Raw genomic sequence first — 16,012 nt, 5'->3', positions numbered from 1 at the left:
CGTCACCCTACTTTTTGTTGGGATCGTAGAAGATCCGAATGTCGGCCTTTTCTCCGCCGAGAAGTTGCTGGGCGCGCTTCAGGGCATCGCGGGTGGCGATGTTTGGATTGCTGGCCCGGTAGAGGAAAATGTTGCTTTCACCCTTCGATCGATCGGCCCCCTCCTGAACGATTTCCAACACGCCGGAGTTCTTGAGGACCTTGTAGACCTCTCGTGGTGCGCCGGAGATGAGCACATGACGACCGTCGGAGCGCATGAATTTGATCAGTTCTTCGAGCGCCAGCACGGAAGTGGCATCGAGGTGGCGGGCGTTCTTAAGACGCAGAATCAGAATGTGCAGCGAGGGGTCCGCTGCCGTTCGCTGAAGCTGGTTGCGAAACAGCTCAGCAGCTCCGAAGAACAGGTCGCCTTCGACGTGGACGATCGAGATCGCAGGATTGGGACGCTTGCGCTTTTCACCCAACTCACGGAGCTCGCCTTCATCGCTGAATTCGTACTCCACGAGGTGAGGACGACTGGCACGGCGGAGGAAGAGGGTGATGGAGAGGGCGACGCCGATGAAGATGGCAACGTGGAGGGGGGCGATCAACGTGGAAATGAAGGTGGTGACAAGCACGACGGCGTCGTCGGGCGTGGAGCGCAGGCAAATTCGGATGTTGGCGGGATTGATGATGCCGATGGCAATGGCCACGATTAAGGCAGCGAGCGCGGATTTCGGGACGTAGTCGATGAGGGCGATGCCGAAATTGGGCAGCCAGGCAATGATCAGGGCTGCAACGAGCACCATGAGCCCGGAATAAATTGATGCGAAGCGGGTGATGGCTCCAGAGGTGTAGTTGAGGACCGAGCGGGTGAGCGAGCCGGAGGCGGGCATGCCTCCGGTGAAGGCAGAGGCCAGGTTGGCGGCTCCAACGGCGAACATGTCCTGATTGACCTCAGCTCGGTCGCCGGTCCGCGAGGCGATGGATTTGGCCATCACGGTGTTCTCAAGGCAGGCAAGGAAAGCGATGGCGAAGGCGACGGCCATCAATGAGGAGACGTCCTCGAAGAGATGACCGCTTCCGAAATTCGGAATCCTTGGAGCAAGGTCAGCGAGCGAGAAGGTGCGGAACGTCGCGGTGTCGGCAAACACTCCGCCTGCGTGAATCAGGTAGCCAAAGCTTGCCGAAATGACGACAAGGGCGATTGAGAAATTCGGCCACTTGGGACGGAATTTCTGAAGCGAAAAATAGAGAAGGAGGCTCACGAGACCCACCAGCAAGGACTGCCACTGGGTAGCGGTAATGCTTTGGGCCAGCGCTCCGACCAGACTCACGAAGTTTTTCGGTTCAAACACCGCCACTTCCGCGGAGATCCCGAAAATGTGTTTTAACTGGTTTGCGATGATGAGCACCGCGGCTCCTGTTAGGTAGCCGACGAGGACGGAGCGCGAGACGTATTGAAGCAGGTCGGCGACCTTGAAAACGGCGCCGATCAGGCAGAAGATCCCGACGAGCATGACAAGCAGCGGGATCAGCTCGGTTTCGCGTGCGGCGAGTTCGGGCTGGGCCGCGAAGAAGCTGAACAGCATGAAGGCCGTTGCATTGGTCGGGCCGAGGATGGTGTGGCGGGAGCCCGCAAATACCGGTGCCACGATTGACGCAATGGCAGAGCAGATGATGCCGAAGGCAATCGGAAGTTCGGCGATGGCGGCGTAGGCGATCCCCTGGGGGATGGAGAGCAAGGCGACATTCGGCGCAGCTCCCATGTCGGCGCGAAACTTCTCGCGAGTGTAGCGCTTGATCGGCCCGACGACGGCGAATAGATCGATGCTATCTCCCTCGAAGTACTTCCGGATCGGCCGGAAAATTTTTGATGGGGAGAATAATTTGCTCATCGAGCTCAGATTAGCGGAAACGCGCGCGGCGGAAAAGGATGATGCCGAGTAAGACGCAGGCGATATTCGGGATCCATGCCATCCAGGGAGCGAGCCCCGAGTCACTGATCATGTTGCCACCGACGAAATAGCAGGCACCAATGACAAGGCTTAGCACCAGGCCGGTGGAAGTATCCCGACGTCTTGCCTTGATGCCGAGTGGCACTCCGATGAAAGCGAAGGCGAGGCACGCGAAGGAGCTTGCGTAGCGGCGGGCCGGTTCTGCTAGAGCGCGGGCCCTGGCTCGCCGCATGGCCTCGACTTTCGCCGGGCGGGCATCTGCCGCAGGCTCCGGCCAGCTATTGACGAACTCCTTGATCTCCCCGTTGCTCATTTCACCGAGCTTCGGTTTCTCGAGTCCATCATCGGAGTAGTCGATGACCATCCACTCGAGGTCGTCGGAGAGCATGATGAATTCGTCTTCTTCGTCACTCTGAGCTTCGGCTGCCCCATCCTTTTTCCCCCGTTGCCCTTCGATGTAGGCATTGGTCAACCGGAGATGGATCTGTTGCTTTTCCTCGTAGACGACGGCTTCCGCACGATCGGCGTGAATGTAGGCGCCGCCCATCCCCGGGCTCTGGTTGAGGAAGACATGGAAGTTCTTGAATCCTTCTCCTTCGGTGAAATCGGTATCGACCTTCACGTCCTTGAGGTAGGTCTGATTAACGCCCGCCATGAGGAGCTTTTGAGGCTCCTTGATCATCGAGCGCGCGACGTGAACCGGGATGTTGTTCACCTTCCCTTTCGCTCGTGGGGCGACACTGACGTTCAGCCAGACGCAGAGGATGGAAAATAAGAGGCCAAGAAAAAAGACCGGAGCCGCAATTCTAACCAGACTCATGCCCGCGACGCGGAAAGCGTTGAGCTCGTTGTCTGATGAGAGCCTTCCAAAGACGAGCAGCACCGCGGAGAGAAAGGCCCATGGAACGGTGAAGATCAGCGAGACGGGTAGCACGTTGATCGCAAACTCGATCAGGATCGAGATGGGAGCCTGCAATTCGACCAGCAGACTGCGGATCTTCTGGAAGATATTCCCCAGAACCAACAACAGACTCAGCAACACGATGGCGAAGAGCGTGCCGGACAGAATTTGCCGTCCGATGTATCGGTCCGAGATCCACATGGAATGATGGGTTCAGCTTGGCGCGGTGGCGGCTGGCTGTCGAGCGATCATCTAGAAGATGATCGCCTGCCATGGATGACAACAAACACCGTTAGGGCCGTCGCTGCCGTGAGGGTCGATACGCCAGCAGGGAGACCGATGGCCATGAGAAGGTAGGCCAGGGAAGCCGCCGAGGCGGCGGTGAGAGCGTAGGGAAGTTGGCTGACGACGTGGTCGATCGGTCGGCAACCCGAGGCGAGGGCGCTGACCACGGTGGTGTCGGAAAAAGGGCTGCAGTGATCGCCGAACACCGCCCCACCGAAGACGGCTCCGATGATTCCAGGGGCAAGGGAAAGCGCTGTTTCCGAAGCTTCCGAAGCTTCCGAATTGCTTAGGACATTGAGGGCGAGGGGCATGAGCAGGGCCATCGTCCCCCATGAGGATCCGGTGGCGAAAGCGGTAAGAGAGGTGACAGCAAAGACGGCGAGTGGCAGCCAGTGCGGCGTAATCTGATCTCCGAGAAGAAGCTGGATCTGCTGGGCCGCACCGGATTCCTGAAAAACACTGCCGAGACACCAGGCAAGAATCAGGATCAGGACAGCGGGGAGCAGTCCGGCGGCTCCCTGAAACATCGCGGGGCCGAACTCGCGACGACGATCAGGGGGGTAGCAGGTCCACGCGACGAGTAGCCCTCCGAGGGCTCCGCCGACGAGCGCGAATGGCGTTCCGCTACCGCTTGCGGCCACTCGCCATGCTTCAAGGGAGAGCAGGTCAATCGGCTCGCCCGACCAGATTTGCAGGGAGATCATGATGGAAACGCCGAGCCCGCCGAGGGGAACCAGCACACGCCATGGGGCGGTGGTGGCTCCGGTGGAGTCGTCGCTGTTTTCGGTGCTTCTCGTGAAGCGTTTCATGGCTCCGGGCTCCCAGTTCCGGAAAATGGCGAGCGGCACGAGAAAAAGCGTGAGCAGACAGTAGGGGTTGGCCGGGATGGACTGCAAATAGAGGGCATAGGCCTCGCCGCCGGGGAGATTGTCACCGATGAGAGTGAGCTGAAAGGCGATCCAGGTGGAAATGAAGGCGATGCAGGCGACCGGTGAACTTGTTGAATCGACCACCCAGGCAAGCTTCTCGCGTGACACTCCGATGCGATCCACGGCGGAGCGGGAGATGCGACCCATGAGCATGCTGTTGGCGAGTCCGTCGAAAAAACAGAGCAAACCGAGCCCATAGACGGAACCTAACACCCGACGTTCGGGCTTTCTGCTGCCCGCGAGCATCGTCTTGAGGAGCGCGGTAAATCCGCCGGAGGTCTCCAGAGTGCCGGCAAAAGCCCCTAACAGCAGGGTGAATATCAACGCGCTAACGTGCCAAGTGCCGTCGAGAGCAGGGAAAAGATGCTCGGCAATGGCGATGCGAACGGCTTCCACGGGCGACCCGCCAGCTAGGACCAGGCACCCGGCGATCACGCCCGCACCGAGTCCGGCTGCGGCATTTCGAGTGAGGAGAATGGTCGCGAGAGCAACGACAACCGGCCAGAAAGGAAGGAGTTCGGTCAAAGCTGGGACGAAAAGAACCAGCCAGCTTCCAGCGATAAGCCCGAGTCCAAGCAACCATTGCCGCATGAGAAAGGGTTCCCGACCCTAGCCGTTCTTGCAAGCATTGGGCGAGCTCGGGCGCTGGGAGACTCTCTCCAACTCTCGGGTAGGGAATCACCGCACCGACCCGCCTTGGCTTCAGCGACCCGTCTCGGTCCAGCTGATACTGGAAAGCTGCCAGTGGTTCTCGGGCTTCTCCCAGGTCATGTCCATGACTTGGATGCCGTCGACCGGGCGGCGGTCGGAAAATTCGACGATGATGTCGACCCTCAAGCGGACACGGGCGGTGTTGCCGTCGATTTCAATGCTTTCGAATGTGGGTGCCTCGATGGAGATCTGGCTGCAGCGTCGGGCGACGGCGGAGTAGATGCCAGCGAGGTCGTCGTGGTGATAGGAGTCGCGAAGTCGGCTATCGACCTGGTCTGGAGCACCGACGTCGATTCTTTCCGAAAGGTACTCGGCGACGTTCGGCCCGCGGCTGCTTCGCGATAGCTCGCTCATGGTGATGGGGACCTCGGCGGTGTCAAAGAGGCTGGCGATGCGCCGTTTGAGGACATTCTCCGGTTGGAACCACCAGCCGAGGAAGAGCCCTGCGAGAATGAGAACGGCAAGCGGCGGGAGGAACTTTTTCATGATGGAAAGCATGGCGAGCAATGGGTTCTGGGCAAGACTCATTCAGACGGCTTGTCAGCAGGCGGTCGGGGACTATGGTCGGCGGGCCGGATGACACCGCTACTGAGAAAACTGCTGGGAATGAACTGGGCGCTCGTGCTGACGATGTACGGGTTGCTGATTTTCGGTGTGTTTTCGATCGAGAGCGCGGCCCGGCATTTGTCGGAAGGTGGCGAGGCTTTTGCGAACAAGCAGAAGATGTGGATCATGATCGGCTCGGCGGTCTATCTCGTGACCTCACTGCTGGATTATCGCTGGTTCCGCTGGCTGGGACTGCCGATGTATGTGATCGGGCTGGCCCTTTGCGCCAAGATCATGAATTCGGATGCCGACGTTCACCAGATCGAGCTGGCCGGAGGATTGAGCTTCCAGCCGGCGCAGCTGGCGATTGCTTCGGGGGTGCTGATGCTGGCGTGGCTTCTTCAGGATTTGCCGAGATTGGGAAGCCTGATTCCGAAAGTCGGTTGGCTGCTGAAGGAACCGATCGTCAAGGTCGGTTTGGTCGGGATCATTACAGGCGTGCCGTTTTTACTGGTGGTGAAAATGGGCGACATGGGTTCCGCGCTGGTCTGGATCCCGGTCGCGGCGGTGGCGCTGATCGTGAGCGGCGTGCCATTCCGCTATCTGACTTTCATGAGCCTGGGCGCGCTGGCGGCCTTGCCGTTGATGTACTTTGTCGTCCTACCAATCGCTTCCGAGCGTGGTGCGGCGCGGATTGATCTGTTCCTCGACATGCTGCAAAATCGCGAAGTCGACATCAGTGGTGATGCCTGGGCGCCGTATCACATTTCGATCGCGGTCGGCCATGCCGGTTGGCGGGGTACGGGATGGATGGCGAATGCGGAAAGCGGATCGATTCACGATCGTAAACTCATTCCCTTCAACACCGCGCACAACGACTTCATTTTTCCGGTAATTGCCGAAGAGCAGGGCTTCCGAGGAAGCATGCTCCTGATTACCGGCTTCGCGCTGCTGCTGGTGCTGTGCCTTTTTGTGGCGACCTATGCGCGAGATCCGATGGGGCGGATGATCGTCGGGGGAGTCGTCGCGCTGTTTTTCGCGCACATTTTCGAGAACATCGGGATGTGCATCAAGCTGATGCCGATCACTGGTATTCCGCTGCCGCTGATCAGCTACTCAGGCACCTTTGTGGTGATGTGCATGTTCCTGCTCGGGCTGGTGCAGAGCGTCTGGGTCCATCGCAAACCGATCAAGGTCGAGGTCGTGCGAACGGAAAAAGAGCATCAACCTTCGGGATTGATGCTGCCGAGTAGCAACCGATAGGACTTCTCGTCGAACTCACGCTTTCCACGGAACATCGCGTCGCTTTCTTCTGCGAGGCATTCGGCGATCATTTCTTTCGCTTCGTCTTCAGAAACGCCGGCCTTGATCAGGCGCTCGTAGGTTTGTTTCACGTAGGGCGTGGCGGGGGAGTTGAGTTGCTGCTCCACGGCGGCGATGAGGTCGCTGAAAAAGGAGTCGGCGGATGAGTCTTCGTCGAGGTTCATGGGGTGGGTGGGAGTTGAGATTTTAACCGCAGATGAACGCGATGGACGCGGATATTCTTTGAGGGGGAAAGGCAGGTGCTTTGAAAATTTTGGACCAGGATGGATGGGATGGATGGGATGGGTAGGATATTGGAGTCAAAGTTTTCTACCCAACGTTCGTGTCAGAAGCCTTTCATTCATCTGATCCATCCTATCCATCCAGGTCCGATTCTCTTCCGTGCTACCAAGAGGGAATTGTTAGACGATTCGGTTGAGGTTTTCTCCGGCTTTGTAGGAGCGGATGTTGGCGATGATGCCCTCGAGCAGACGGCTGCGGGCTTCGCGGGTGCTCCAGGCAGTGTGGGGGGTGATGAGGAGGTTGGGAATGCCTTCCTCTAACAGCGGGTGATCGGCGGGTGGGGGTTCGACGGCGAGGACGTCGAGTCCGGCACCACCGAGCTGGCCGCTGCGGAGGGCGTCGGATAGCGCAGCATCTTCGATGAGCGGTCCGCGGCTGGTGTTGATGAGGAGCGCGCCGGGTTTCATCGCGGAAATGCGGGCGGCGTTCATGAAATGCTGGGTTTCCGGAGTGAGCGGGCAGTGGAGGGAAACGATGTCGGCTTGGGAGAAGAAGTCGCCTTCGCGGATGCGGGGAATCGATTCATCAGCTGATGATCCTTCACGAGCGTAGGCGATGACTTTCATGCCGAATGCGCTGGCGATGCGGGCGACGGCGCGGCCGATGGTTCCGAGACCGACGATCCCGAGAGTCTTGCCGGCGAGCTCGAAGGTGGGATGATCGAGTCGGGTGAAAATCGGGGAGGCGGGCCAGTCCTGGCGGACCTTGGATGAGTAGGTTATGGTCCGGGTGGCGAGTTCGAGGATCAGGGAGAAGGTGTGCTGGGCGACGCTCTCGGTCGAGTAGCCGGCGACGTTGGCGACGCCGATCTTGCGGTCACGGCAGGCATCGAGGTCGATCTGGTTAACGCCGGTGGCAGCGGAAACGACGAGCCGTAGGCGTGGAGCGGCGTCGAGGACTTCGGCGGTGACGGGAACTTTGTTCGAGATGATGACTTCGGCATCGGCAACCCGGCTGCAGGTTTCTGCAGGGGCGGTGGTGGGATGCAAAGTGAGGGTGCCTTCCTTTTCAAGCTGGCTGAAATCGATGTCGCGGCGGTCGAGGGTCGAGGCGTCGAGGAAGACGAGGTTCATGAGATGGGTGTTTCTAACAGTTGGAGCCAGGGGGTGTATTCAGGCGGGATGGGAGCTTCGAAGGCGAGCCTTTTTCGGATCTCGGGGTGGTCGACCTGAAGTCGCCAGGCGTGGAGCATCATGCGGCCGGTGGAGGCGGATTGTCGCGCGGGCTTGGCGTAGATCGGGTCGCCAATGATCGGGCAGCCGAGGTGATGCATGTGGACGCGGATCTGGTGGGTGCGCCCGGTGTGCAGGTGGCAGAGGATGAGCGAGGTGTTGTTGGAGGGATCCGTGACGAGAACCTTGTAGTCGGTGATCGATGGCTTGCCGCCGGGCGGATTGAGGACCGCCATTTTCATGCGGTTGACCGGGTGGCGTCCGATGTTGGTGAAGACGGTGCCGCTTTCCTGCAAGGGTCTGCCTTGGACGACGGCGAGGTAGCGCTTGTCGGTGGTGCGTCCGGCAAATTGCTCGACGAGTGAGCGGTGGGTGGTGTCGGTTTTTGCGACGATCAGGCAGCCGGAGGTGTCCTTGTCGAGACGGTGGACGATGCCGGGGCGTTCGACGCCGCCGATGCCGGAGAGCTGGCCTTTGCAATGGTGGAGCAGCGCGTTGACGAGGGTGCCGTCGGGGTTTCCGGCGGCAGGGTGGACGACCATGCCTTCGTCCTTGTCGATGACGATCAGTGAGTCGTCTTCGTAAAGGACGCGAAGAGTGATGTCCTCGGGCTGAGCGTCGGCGGGGACGGCCTCGGGGACTTCGACCTGGATGCGGTCGCCGAGCGAGACGGAGTCGCGGGGTTTCGCGGGTTGGTCGTTTTTGCGGATGTGCTGCTCGCGGATGAGTTCCTGAATGCGCGAGCGGGAAAGCTCTGAGAGACGAGAGGCCAGCCAGGCGTCGAGCCGGGTGCCGGCGTCCTTTTCCACGAGAATTTCCATCTGGGGCGGAGGTTCGCGGGCGAGGGATGACGTGTCAATGCGGGGTGCGGCGGTCAGTGAAGCTGAATTGGAGAAATTTCAACCGCAGATGGACGGGATGGACGCAGATTGAAGAGAGGAGAATGGCAATCCAGGGTCTTGCTGTCTGAGCTGGCCTGGGTCTTCCGAGACCCTTTAGTTTGATTCTCGCCGGGCTCTCTCTCGCCACTTCTTCGCTTCCTCGAGGCTTTTGGGGACACTTCTGCCATTTTCGTAAAACCAGACAAGAGATCCTGCCGCGCCCTTGTGACCTGCTTCTGCAGCTTTGAGATACCAGGTAACACCTTCGCTCTGGTTGGCGGGTCCGCAATTACCTCCGACGTAACATTCACCTAGTCGATACATTGCGTCTCTATCACCTGCTTCTGCGGCTTTTCGGAACCACTCCAGGGTCTTCTTGCCGTCGCGCTCAACGCCCGTTCCGTATAGATAAGTGAACCCCAATTGGTTCATCGCAGTAACATTGCCTGAATTCGCTGATTGGAGAAGCCATTCTTCCATGACGCGACCGTCTTCCTCATCGTAATAAAATAGGCCCAAGTTCAGCATTGCATCGGTATCTCCCATGGACATCGCTTTGCTGTACCATCGCAATACCTCCTTTTTTTGCCCATATCGGCCGATCTTTCAAGCTCTCGGGCCACGCGGTTCATTGCTGTGGGGTTTCCTGCTTCCGCAGCTTTTCGGTACCATTTCATCGCTTCCTCGCGATCCTTGGCTCTGTCGAGAATGCCAAGATAGAATTCTCCGGTATCGTAGCTGATTCCCAGAGCTAAAAATGCATTTGCCTTAGCGGTTTGTTTGGCTTTTTGATGAGCTAAGATCGCTTGAGCTACTACCGCACCGATTAAAAGAATGATCGTCAGATAGAGTAATTTAGGATTCATGTTCGGAGATGGTATTTTAGCGGGCGAGAACTGCAGATGATCGAGCTTCGCTGAGTTGGTCAAAGGACTTGAGGGCCCTCGATCTCGACTGCTGTGGCGAGGCGGGTATCGGAGCAGGCGGACGTGAATTCGTTCAAACCAACCTCTCCGAGAGCGAGGGCGGCGGCGAGTTGGAGTGCGTCGACGGCGCGCAGCGGATGGGTGCGGAGCAAGCGCCGGGAGAGTGGGCCCACGGCGACGACGGGTGAAACCTCATGCCAACTGTTAGAGGTCTCGGCCAGACGCTCGCGGGCGAGGCCGGTGCCGGCGTCCTTTTCCACGAGAATTTCCATATGGGGCGGAGGTTCGCGGGCGAGGGATGGCGTGTCAATGCGGGGTGCGGAAAGGAACAGTGCTGTCGCGGGTCATCAGGGCTTCTCTTCGGGAAGATCTGCCTGCAGCTGGCTTCTCAGCAATGGATCGGCGACCAGCTCGGTCCATCCATAGGCGCCTTCTGGATCGCTATGGCTGAGTATCGGTATGAGCTCCTTAAGCACTGTGTCTCGCCGGGGGCCCTGAGGTGATTCCGCAATTCGTTCGGCGATCTCGTTGGATCGGTCCCAAAACCAGGCGGGATCCTGAAACCACTTGGAAACGAGCTTCTCATGATTTCCGCTCCTCCCTTCCTCGGACAGATAAAGACCAAGCGCCTCCTCGCGATAAATTTGGTGTCTTGCGGAAGTTTCCATGACTCCTTGTTGGATCTCCGTTCTTGTTTCCAGAGGCATCCCGTCGACCAGCTCTGCATAGGAATCCTGACCAAGGACAATCATCTCAGGGATGAACTTCATCTTGAACATCGTCCCGCTTTCAGTATCCGGGATTTTTTCGATTCCTGCGATCATATCGATCCCTTGCTGCTTCGCCCTAGAATACAGAACACCTAGAAATAGCTCCTCATGAGTTTCTCCGTATGGAGTGCCAGCTCCTAAGCCTGGCTGGATGCTGGAGTAAATCGTCGCGAGCCAATGGAACGGATCGGGATCGTCTGGGTCGATTTCGGCGAGCTTGTTTTCCAGCATGCCCTCCATCGCCATTTTCTGTAGCCCGTTCATCGAGGCGTGGTCGCTGAGAAACTCTGTAATGATTCGATCGGGTTGATCACTCGCAGCAAGATCAGCCTTTAAACTACTTAGTCTTTGCAACAGGTTGGTCCGCTGCCCCTGTTCTGTCATTTCGGAAAACCTCAGACCACTCCCATCGCTTCTCGCTTGATCAACATTTCCGGAGTCCCGGGTTTCGTCTTTCGTGGAAGCTCTTGAGGCGGGGTTTGAGGATGACTTCCGGGTAACTTCTTTAGAATTCGATCCGAGGTTGTCCTCAGTGATATGGGACTGATAACGCATTCCGAGTAGGAATGAACCGATCAGAAGGAGGCAAAAGGCAGCTCCCTTAATCCATACGTGGGAGATCATCAGTAGTGCCAATTTACTCTTCGTAAGTTTGGAGTTGCTTTCAAAAGCCTGGGAGAAGTGCGCCACATCGGGTCGGGCGCTAGTTCTGCCCCGAGCCACGTGCCGGCGTTACTTTCCACGAGAATCTCCATCGGGGAGAAGGTTCGCGGGCGGGGGATGCTGTGTCAATGCAGGGCGCGCTGATGGCGCCTGAGAAACCGGGCCAGCAGTGGGAGGGCTTCGGAGGCTTCAGAAATGTGACAGGCTTGCCATCATTCTTGTCGATTCCATCATCACCGAAGCTTCTGGTGGGACCGCGACTCGGTGAAGCTGACGATGCGGTATCGTCGTCACGCCAGGTTGTGGGAGAGGATGCCCTTTTGGCTCCTTCAACTCGCCTCAGTGGCCGTGTCGATGATCGTCGTGATCATGGGCTGCGTTCCTCCAGCTGTCGGGGATATGATGAAGATCCGGCGGTAGTCATCGAGGAACTGCAAGCGCCGTTCGGTGAAGGTGACCCACGAATCCTCAAGCTTGTAGTAAAAGTTCGTCTGCGCCATGTTGTAGTCGTCGAGCTTTTCCACCGCTGGAATCCTGCTCACCTTGCCGGGAAGGAGTCGAACCTTATGCTCTCCAGCTTCCACCCCTGCCTCCACAGGGATCAGGCTGAGCACTCGCGATTCGCCCTTTGAAAACTCTTTGGAAGAATCGGGGATCAAAATCGCCTGAAGTGGAGACTTTGACTTTGGCGGTGCGGGTACGAGAATTACGATGGCGCTCTTCAGGTTGTCAGGCACGCGGAGAGTTGCCACCCGACCCGCCAGGGGATCTTCCGGGTCGACGATGTCGTTGCTGAAGAAGTAGAGCTTCCCGTCAATCGATTTGGTCTTGGTGGACTTTGACAGTCCGCCAGTAACCATATTGAGCTTCACTCGACCATCGGTCTGATCGGATACGAAAATATGCCCGACGGGACGCGAGGGGTTATGGAAAACAGCGCGGATACTGATCCGGACCTCTTCGCCCCAGCTTTCGGTGGAACAAACAAGGCAAACCAGTATCGTAAGCAGGGATCGTAATGTCATATGAATCAAATCTCGTTCGAGGTCAGCCAACGGAAGGAAATGATATTCATGCGGCGTCCGAAGGTCTTGTTGACTTCTTTAGCGTCCGTGTCCGCGTAAGGATTGACGAAAGGGGAGTCGCCTGAGTCGACATAGTCAGGCATGCGTTGGACCAGTGCTTCAGCGTATGCTTTTGCCTTCACCTTGCCTGCGCTGTCTCTTGATTCTCCGTAGGTCCGAATAACAAAGGTGTCGGACCGCACGGTAGCGGCAGGTTCCAGAAGTCGCATGATGTCGCCTTGAGAAACCCATCCGGGTGCCCCACTGGCAGGGTTTCCCACCGAAGCCAGGGGGGTATTGAATGGATAGATCGACTTGAGGGACAGGTCGGTCTCCGCAATCGGAACCTGTTCCGTGTACATCTTCTCATTGATCCTGGAGTGGGTGATGGCGGCCTCCAGCGCGCCCATTCGGGTGAGTTCGGAGTCGGGTCCGATCCGGCGGTTGACGAATTCTGACATGGACAGGAAGGGTCCGCGCTTTCTGACCTCGTCCACAATTCTGGTTGCCAGCAATTCCAACTCTTCATCAGTGAGTTCCTGATGGCCGTTCCAGTCATTGGTCCTGGTGTTGTCGATCTTTGCCGCATCGACGATGGCCGACCCGGCAACGCCGCCATTTGTCAGAGACATGGGGAGAATCGGAGTGTTTTCAGCGGTCACGATCTCAAGTCCGCCATTCTTGGCCCAGAGGGTGGCGATTTCAGAGTGGTTCATCGAGGCCAGCTTGGCCTTCCAGGCTCGAATGCTGGTGGAATTTACGTTAAAGGCGCCTCGAACCATTTGGTAACCTGCGGCCTCCTGATAGGTATGGTTCATCGGCACCCCCTGTTTGAAGAGTTTCTCCGAGGCGCTGGCACTCGTTTCGCCGGGAGGTAGATAGGGCTGGAAGGCCTGGGAAAGCAGTCGTGACTCTCCGCTCATGAAGCCATCGAAAGCCTCACCAGGATCCCGGTCTCCATCGCTTGCGAAGGTCGAGAAATAGAATCGATCATACAAGGCATGGTTCGAGAGTGTCGAGTGATCGAGGAGCTCGTAGGAGGCGATCGTGGGGTCGCTCATCGTCACCTTGTCCGTGGACATCAGCGGGGAAATGCGAGAATTTGAAACCGGCTGGACGTAATTCGGCAGATAGGATGATGTGAGCGCATTCGATCGACGGAAGTCCGCGATGGTCTGCATGGGCCCGGTGGGAAGTTCGAAGTAGCTTCCCGACTTAATGCCCCGTTGAGTTGAATTGCCGGTGATGGCTGCGGTGCGATTGGTGACGTCCAGGTTGAAGTAGTCTTCCGCCTGACCATTGGAAGTGAAGCCCTGGAAATTCAGTTCGTGAGATTGTGCGGCAGGCGCGACATTTCCCAGGTCGATGTTGACGACCTTTTGTGCGGGATTGTGAAAGAGATAGGGCATTCCGGCAAGGCGTCCATCACGTTGGAAGTTCAGGGCACCTTTGGTAGGCGTACGCGTCCCATTGTCATATACTCCGCCGCTGGTTGTGCGGGCATAGGCTGAAAATACCCCGAAGGTGAGGGCTTTCGCATGATTGGAAAGCGCCTCGGTGTTCGGGACATACGCGGACATCGCCTCGAAAGATCCATCCTCAGGGTAGCTGAAGATTTCCGGATAAAGCTTCTCGAGGTTGGCGTCGTCGTTGTAGGTGAATACCAGACCGCCATAGCTCTTCGAGGTGCCTTCTGTCGTCACTTTGGCGGACACCTGGAACGAGTCCTTAACCCCGATGCTGGGCTGCCTGATTGCGTATTCGATTTTAACCGAATCGGTGTCCCTCAGTCCCAGCACTCCAAGCTTCCCGTCATTTTGAGTGGCAGCGCTCAGGCCATTGTGGATCGGAGTCAGCCAGTCCACATCATAACCCATGCTTCGACCGGAGTATCCGGGCTTCGACTTGATGGTCGACGTCAGGTTGTTCGTATAATTGAAGAAGCCCGAGCGGTTGTTGAAGGTGGCGTCCGGATCAAGATATGGTGAACATACCAGGGTCTGCCCTGGTTTCAGTGTGATCGGTTCGGACGTCGATCCGCTTCCAGGTGATTCCCAATTTGCGATTTGGATATTGAAAACGACTTCTTTCCGGAACTGGCTTTGGAAAAACAAGTCGTTCATGGAAACGAGCTCCTTGTTCTGAGGGGAGTCATTCACGCTGAATCTGAAGGCGACCGGTAGATTGGCCATTGATATGTCCAGCTTATCGAACGAAATGCTGATGTTGTAAGGGTTGTGAAGCGTGACCAATGGAGAGAATACCAGGTGCCCCATGTAGGCCAGGCGTGGATTGACCGCCGCCAGATCGCGGGTCCAGCTGGCGTGTGAATCCCGGGTCACATACGTGAAGAGCATTTCGACCTTCTGAATGACGGGACCGGGGGTGAAGGTTTTTTGGGGACCGAGGTCGGTGAGGGAAACGGCCTGGGGCAGTTGCGCGGCGAAGGACGGATCGGTGTCCGGCTGGGTGACCCCACGAAAGATATTGTAGTAACTCGCTAGGGCATCCCAGTAGGGATCCGAAACTCCGGAGACGCCGTGGGTCGAGTCGTACAGTTTCCTGTCTGCGAACTCGGATGGTAGCGACGTGGAGGTCGCCGAGTTGCTCATTTCAAAAATCGATGACAGGTCCTGTTTGAGCCCCCCGTTTCGGGCGTCCGTGAGGAGGCCGAGAGAGTAAGGCGTCACATCGTCCCGGTATGCCTTGATCTTTTCCGGGGAGTTGCCATTTCCCGGGAGAAGTCCGACCTGATTGAGGCTGATCACCTTGCTGGTCGTGGCTTCCGAGTCCAGGTAGTCGGCAGCGGTCAAATCATTGGGCAGGAAATCCAGCTTGCCACCATCGACCCCTTTGATCACGGAAACATCCGGACGGTGGCCTGCCAGCAAGGCCCGCTTTCTGGATAGCGTATCGTTCAGGTCGGGATCGCGGTAAAGATTGATGCGTGCCTTGGTGGACTCGTCGGATACGTGCCAGGCAAATGCTCCCGACGAGGTTCCGTCAGACACTGGAACCAAACCGGCTACGATCGGCGATTGGCTGGAGCCACCGTAAGAATGGTCTCCGACGAGTTCGACGGTGGGTTCGTTCCAAGCCGCATTGCCAAAGTCCTTGGTTTCTGCGTCGTTGGGGGATGCGGTGGAAACCAACCACTTGCGGAAGCGGCTGGATTTTTCGGAGTCGTAGTCCAAAGACGAACTCGAGATGTCGTAATCCCACGAATCCCAGACGCCGGTGATATGGTTCTTGGCTGGATTTTCTGAGAGGATGCCCGATGTGGCGGTGATCGCCTTGTCGGGGCCGAGGGTTTTCTGCAATTCGCCAATCGCAAGCGTCAGGGCCAAGCGTGCATTCTCCCGCGCCTCGGCCATGGCACTCCCTCGTGACGCGGTGCGCAGAGAGATGCTTGAGAGAGACAGTAGTCCCAGCGCGACGAGCGTCAGGAGCATCATCATGATCAGGGTGGCAACCAGGGCAAACCCCTTGGGTCCACTTTTTTGCATCTTAGGCGTCATAGCACTCAATGTTAAATTGCGGATGCTTCGTGATTAAGAATTTTGCCGTCAGGTCAGAGTCGATGGTGGTCGGCTGATCGCTTGGGCAGCTGCAGGAAACATGAT

14 protein-coding genes are annotated in these 16,012 nt (G+C 57.7%); 1 reads left to right on the top strand and 13 read right to left on the bottom strand.

The window, feature by feature from the left end; genetic code table 11:
• Nucleotides 1-7: 7 nt before the first annotated feature.
• The 4 genes from ACFQY0_RS08520 to ACFQY0_RS08505 all read right to left on the bottom strand — a co-directional run bounded on the left by ACFQY0_RS08520 (nt 8) and on the right by ACFQY0_RS08505 (nt 5,248).
• On the bottom strand, nt 8-1,876 hold the full coding sequence (locus ACFQY0_RS08520) for a SulP family inorganic anion transporter (RefSeq protein ID WP_379711320.1): 1,869 nt from the start codon (nt 1,874-1,876) through the stop codon (nt 8-10).
• Nucleotides 1,877-1,886: 10 nt separating this feature from the next.
• Nucleotides 1,887-3,038 (bottom strand): LptF/LptG family permease, encoded by a 1,152-nt coding sequence (locus ACFQY0_RS08515; RefSeq protein WP_379711318.1) that lies wholly within the window; start codon nt 3,036-3,038, stop codon nt 1,887-1,889.
• Nucleotides 3,039-3,085: 47 nt separating this feature from the next.
• Nucleotides 3,086-4,576, bottom strand: coding sequence for a Na+/H+ antiporter NhaC family protein (locus ACFQY0_RS08510; RefSeq protein WP_379711317.1), 1,491 nt, complete (start codon nt 4,574-4,576; stop codon nt 3,086-3,088).
• 177 nt (nt 4,577-4,753) lie between these two features.
• Nucleotides 4,754-5,248 carry a hypothetical protein gene (locus ACFQY0_RS08505; protein WP_379711315.1) on the bottom strand — a complete coding sequence of 165 codons (495 nt, stop codon included), beginning with the start codon at nt 5,246-5,248 and terminating at the stop codon, nt 4,754-4,756.
• 120 nt (nt 5,249-5,368) lie between these two features.
• Between ACFQY0_RS08505 and ACFQY0_RS08500 the strand changes: the two genes are divergently transcribed.
• On the top strand, nt 5,369-6,571 hold the full coding sequence (locus ACFQY0_RS08500) for an FtsW/RodA/SpoVE family cell cycle protein (RefSeq protein ID WP_379711314.1): 1,203 nt from the start codon (nt 5,369-5,371) through the stop codon (nt 6,569-6,571).
• Here ACFQY0_RS08500 and ACFQY0_RS08495 read toward each other — a convergent pair.
• From ACFQY0_RS08495 to ACFQY0_RS08455, 9 genes are all read right to left on the bottom strand, one after another.
• Nucleotides 6,532-6,795, bottom strand: coding sequence for a hypothetical protein (locus ACFQY0_RS08495; RefSeq protein ID WP_379711312.1), 264 nt, complete (start codon nt 6,793-6,795; stop codon nt 6,532-6,534). The two genes, ACFQY0_RS08500 and ACFQY0_RS08495, sit on opposite strands and share 40 nt — an antisense overlap.
• A gap of 237 nt (nt 6,796-7,032) precedes the next feature.
• Entirely contained in the window at nt 7,033-7,986 is a 954-nt protein-coding gene (locus ACFQY0_RS08490; RefSeq protein ID WP_379711310.1) for a D-2-hydroxyacid dehydrogenase, read from the bottom strand.
• On the bottom strand, nt 7,983-8,906 hold the full coding sequence (locus ACFQY0_RS08485; protein ID WP_379711309.1) for an RluA family pseudouridine synthase: 924 nt from the start codon (nt 8,904-8,906) through the stop codon (nt 7,983-7,985). Before ACFQY0_RS08485 ends, ACFQY0_RS08490 begins: the two co-directional genes overlap by 4 nt.
• Nucleotides 8,907-9,080: 174 nt before the next feature.
• Nucleotides 9,081-9,518 carry a tetratricopeptide repeat protein gene (locus ACFQY0_RS08480; protein WP_379711307.1) on the bottom strand — a complete coding sequence of 146 codons (438 nt, stop codon included), beginning with the start codon at nt 9,516-9,518 and terminating at the stop codon, nt 9,081-9,083.
• Nucleotides 9,488-9,832, bottom strand: coding sequence for an SEL1-like repeat protein (locus ACFQY0_RS08475; protein ID WP_379711305.1), 345 nt, complete (start codon nt 9,830-9,832; stop codon nt 9,488-9,490). The genes ACFQY0_RS08480 and ACFQY0_RS08475 overlap by 31 nt, the downstream gene beginning before the upstream one ends.
• 59 nt (nt 9,833-9,891) lie before the next feature.
• The gene (locus ACFQY0_RS08470; RefSeq protein WP_379711303.1) at nt 9,892-10,164 is read right to left on the bottom strand and encodes a hypothetical protein; all 273 of its coding nucleotides are present in this window, start codon (nt 10,162-10,164) and stop codon (nt 9,892-9,894) included.
• A gap of 75 nt (nt 10,165-10,239) precedes the next feature.
• Complete coding sequence (locus ACFQY0_RS08465; RefSeq protein WP_379711302.1) at nt 10,240-11,352, bottom strand: hypothetical protein; 1,113 nt, start codon at nt 11,350-11,352, stop codon at nt 10,240-10,242.
• Between the two features lie 302 nt (nt 11,353-11,654).
• Entirely contained in the window at nt 11,655-12,350 is a 696-nt protein-coding gene (locus ACFQY0_RS08460) for a hypothetical protein (RefSeq protein ID WP_379711300.1), read from the bottom strand.
• 5 nt (nt 12,351-12,355) lie between these two features.
• Nucleotides 12,356-15,895, bottom strand: coding sequence for a hypothetical protein (locus ACFQY0_RS08455; RefSeq protein WP_379711298.1), 3,540 nt, complete (start codon nt 15,893-15,895; stop codon nt 12,356-12,358).
• Nucleotides 15,896-16,012 lie beyond the last annotated feature (117 nt).

The organism is Haloferula chungangensis (assembly GCF_042664875.1).
Lineage (GTDB): Bacteria > Verrucomicrobiota > Verrucomicrobiia > Verrucomicrobiales > Akkermansiaceae > Haloferula > Haloferula chungangensis.
Note: the sequence above shows the minus strand (reverse complement) of the source record. Positions and strands in the feature narration are given on the sequence as shown.

Excerpts from the sequence above, each read along its gene's own strand:
- ACFQY0_RS08520 (WP_379711320.1), bottom strand. The coding sequence starts at position 1,876 with ATGAGCAAATTATTCTCCCCATCAAAAATTTTCCGGCCGATCCGGAAG.
- ACFQY0_RS08515 (WP_379711318.1), bottom strand. The coding sequence starts at position 3,038 with ATGTGGATCTCGGACCGATACATCGGACGGCAAATTCTGTCCGGCACG.
- ACFQY0_RS08505 (WP_379711315.1), bottom strand. The coding sequence starts at position 5,248 with ATGAAAAAGTTCCTCCCGCCGCTTGCCGTTCTCATTCTCGCAGGGCTC.
- ACFQY0_RS08500 (WP_379711314.1), top strand. The coding sequence starts at position 5,369 with ATGAACTGGGCGCTCGTGCTGACGATGTACGGGTTGCTGATTTTCGGT.
- ACFQY0_RS08495 (WP_379711312.1), bottom strand. The coding sequence starts at position 6,795 with ATGAACCTCGACGAAGACTCATCCGCCGACTCCTTTTTCAGCGACCTC.
- ACFQY0_RS08490 (WP_379711310.1), bottom strand. The coding sequence starts at position 7,986 with ATGAACCTCGTCTTCCTCGACGCCTCGACCCTCGACCGCCGCGACATC.
- ACFQY0_RS08485 (WP_379711309.1), bottom strand. The coding sequence starts at position 8,906 with ATGGAAATTCTCGTGGAAAAGGACGCCGGCACCCGGCTCGACGCCTGG.
- ACFQY0_RS08480 (WP_379711307.1), bottom strand. The coding sequence starts at position 9,518 with ATGTCCATGGGAGATACCGATGCAATGCTGAACTTGGGCCTATTTTAT.
- ACFQY0_RS08475 (WP_379711305.1), bottom strand. The coding sequence starts at position 9,832 with ATGAATCCTAAATTACTCTATCTGACGATCATTCTTTTAATCGGTGCG.
- ACFQY0_RS08470 (WP_379711303.1), bottom strand. The coding sequence starts at position 10,164 with ATGGAAATTCTCGTGGAAAAGGACGCCGGCACCGGCCTCGCCCGCGAG.
- ACFQY0_RS08460 (WP_379711300.1), bottom strand. The coding sequence starts at position 12,350 with ATGACATTACGATCCCTGCTTACGATACTGGTTTGCCTTGTTTGTTCC.
- ACFQY0_RS08455 (WP_379711298.1), bottom strand. The coding sequence starts at position 15,895 with ATGCAAAAAAGTGGACCCAAGGGGTTTGCCCTGGTTGCCACCCTGATC.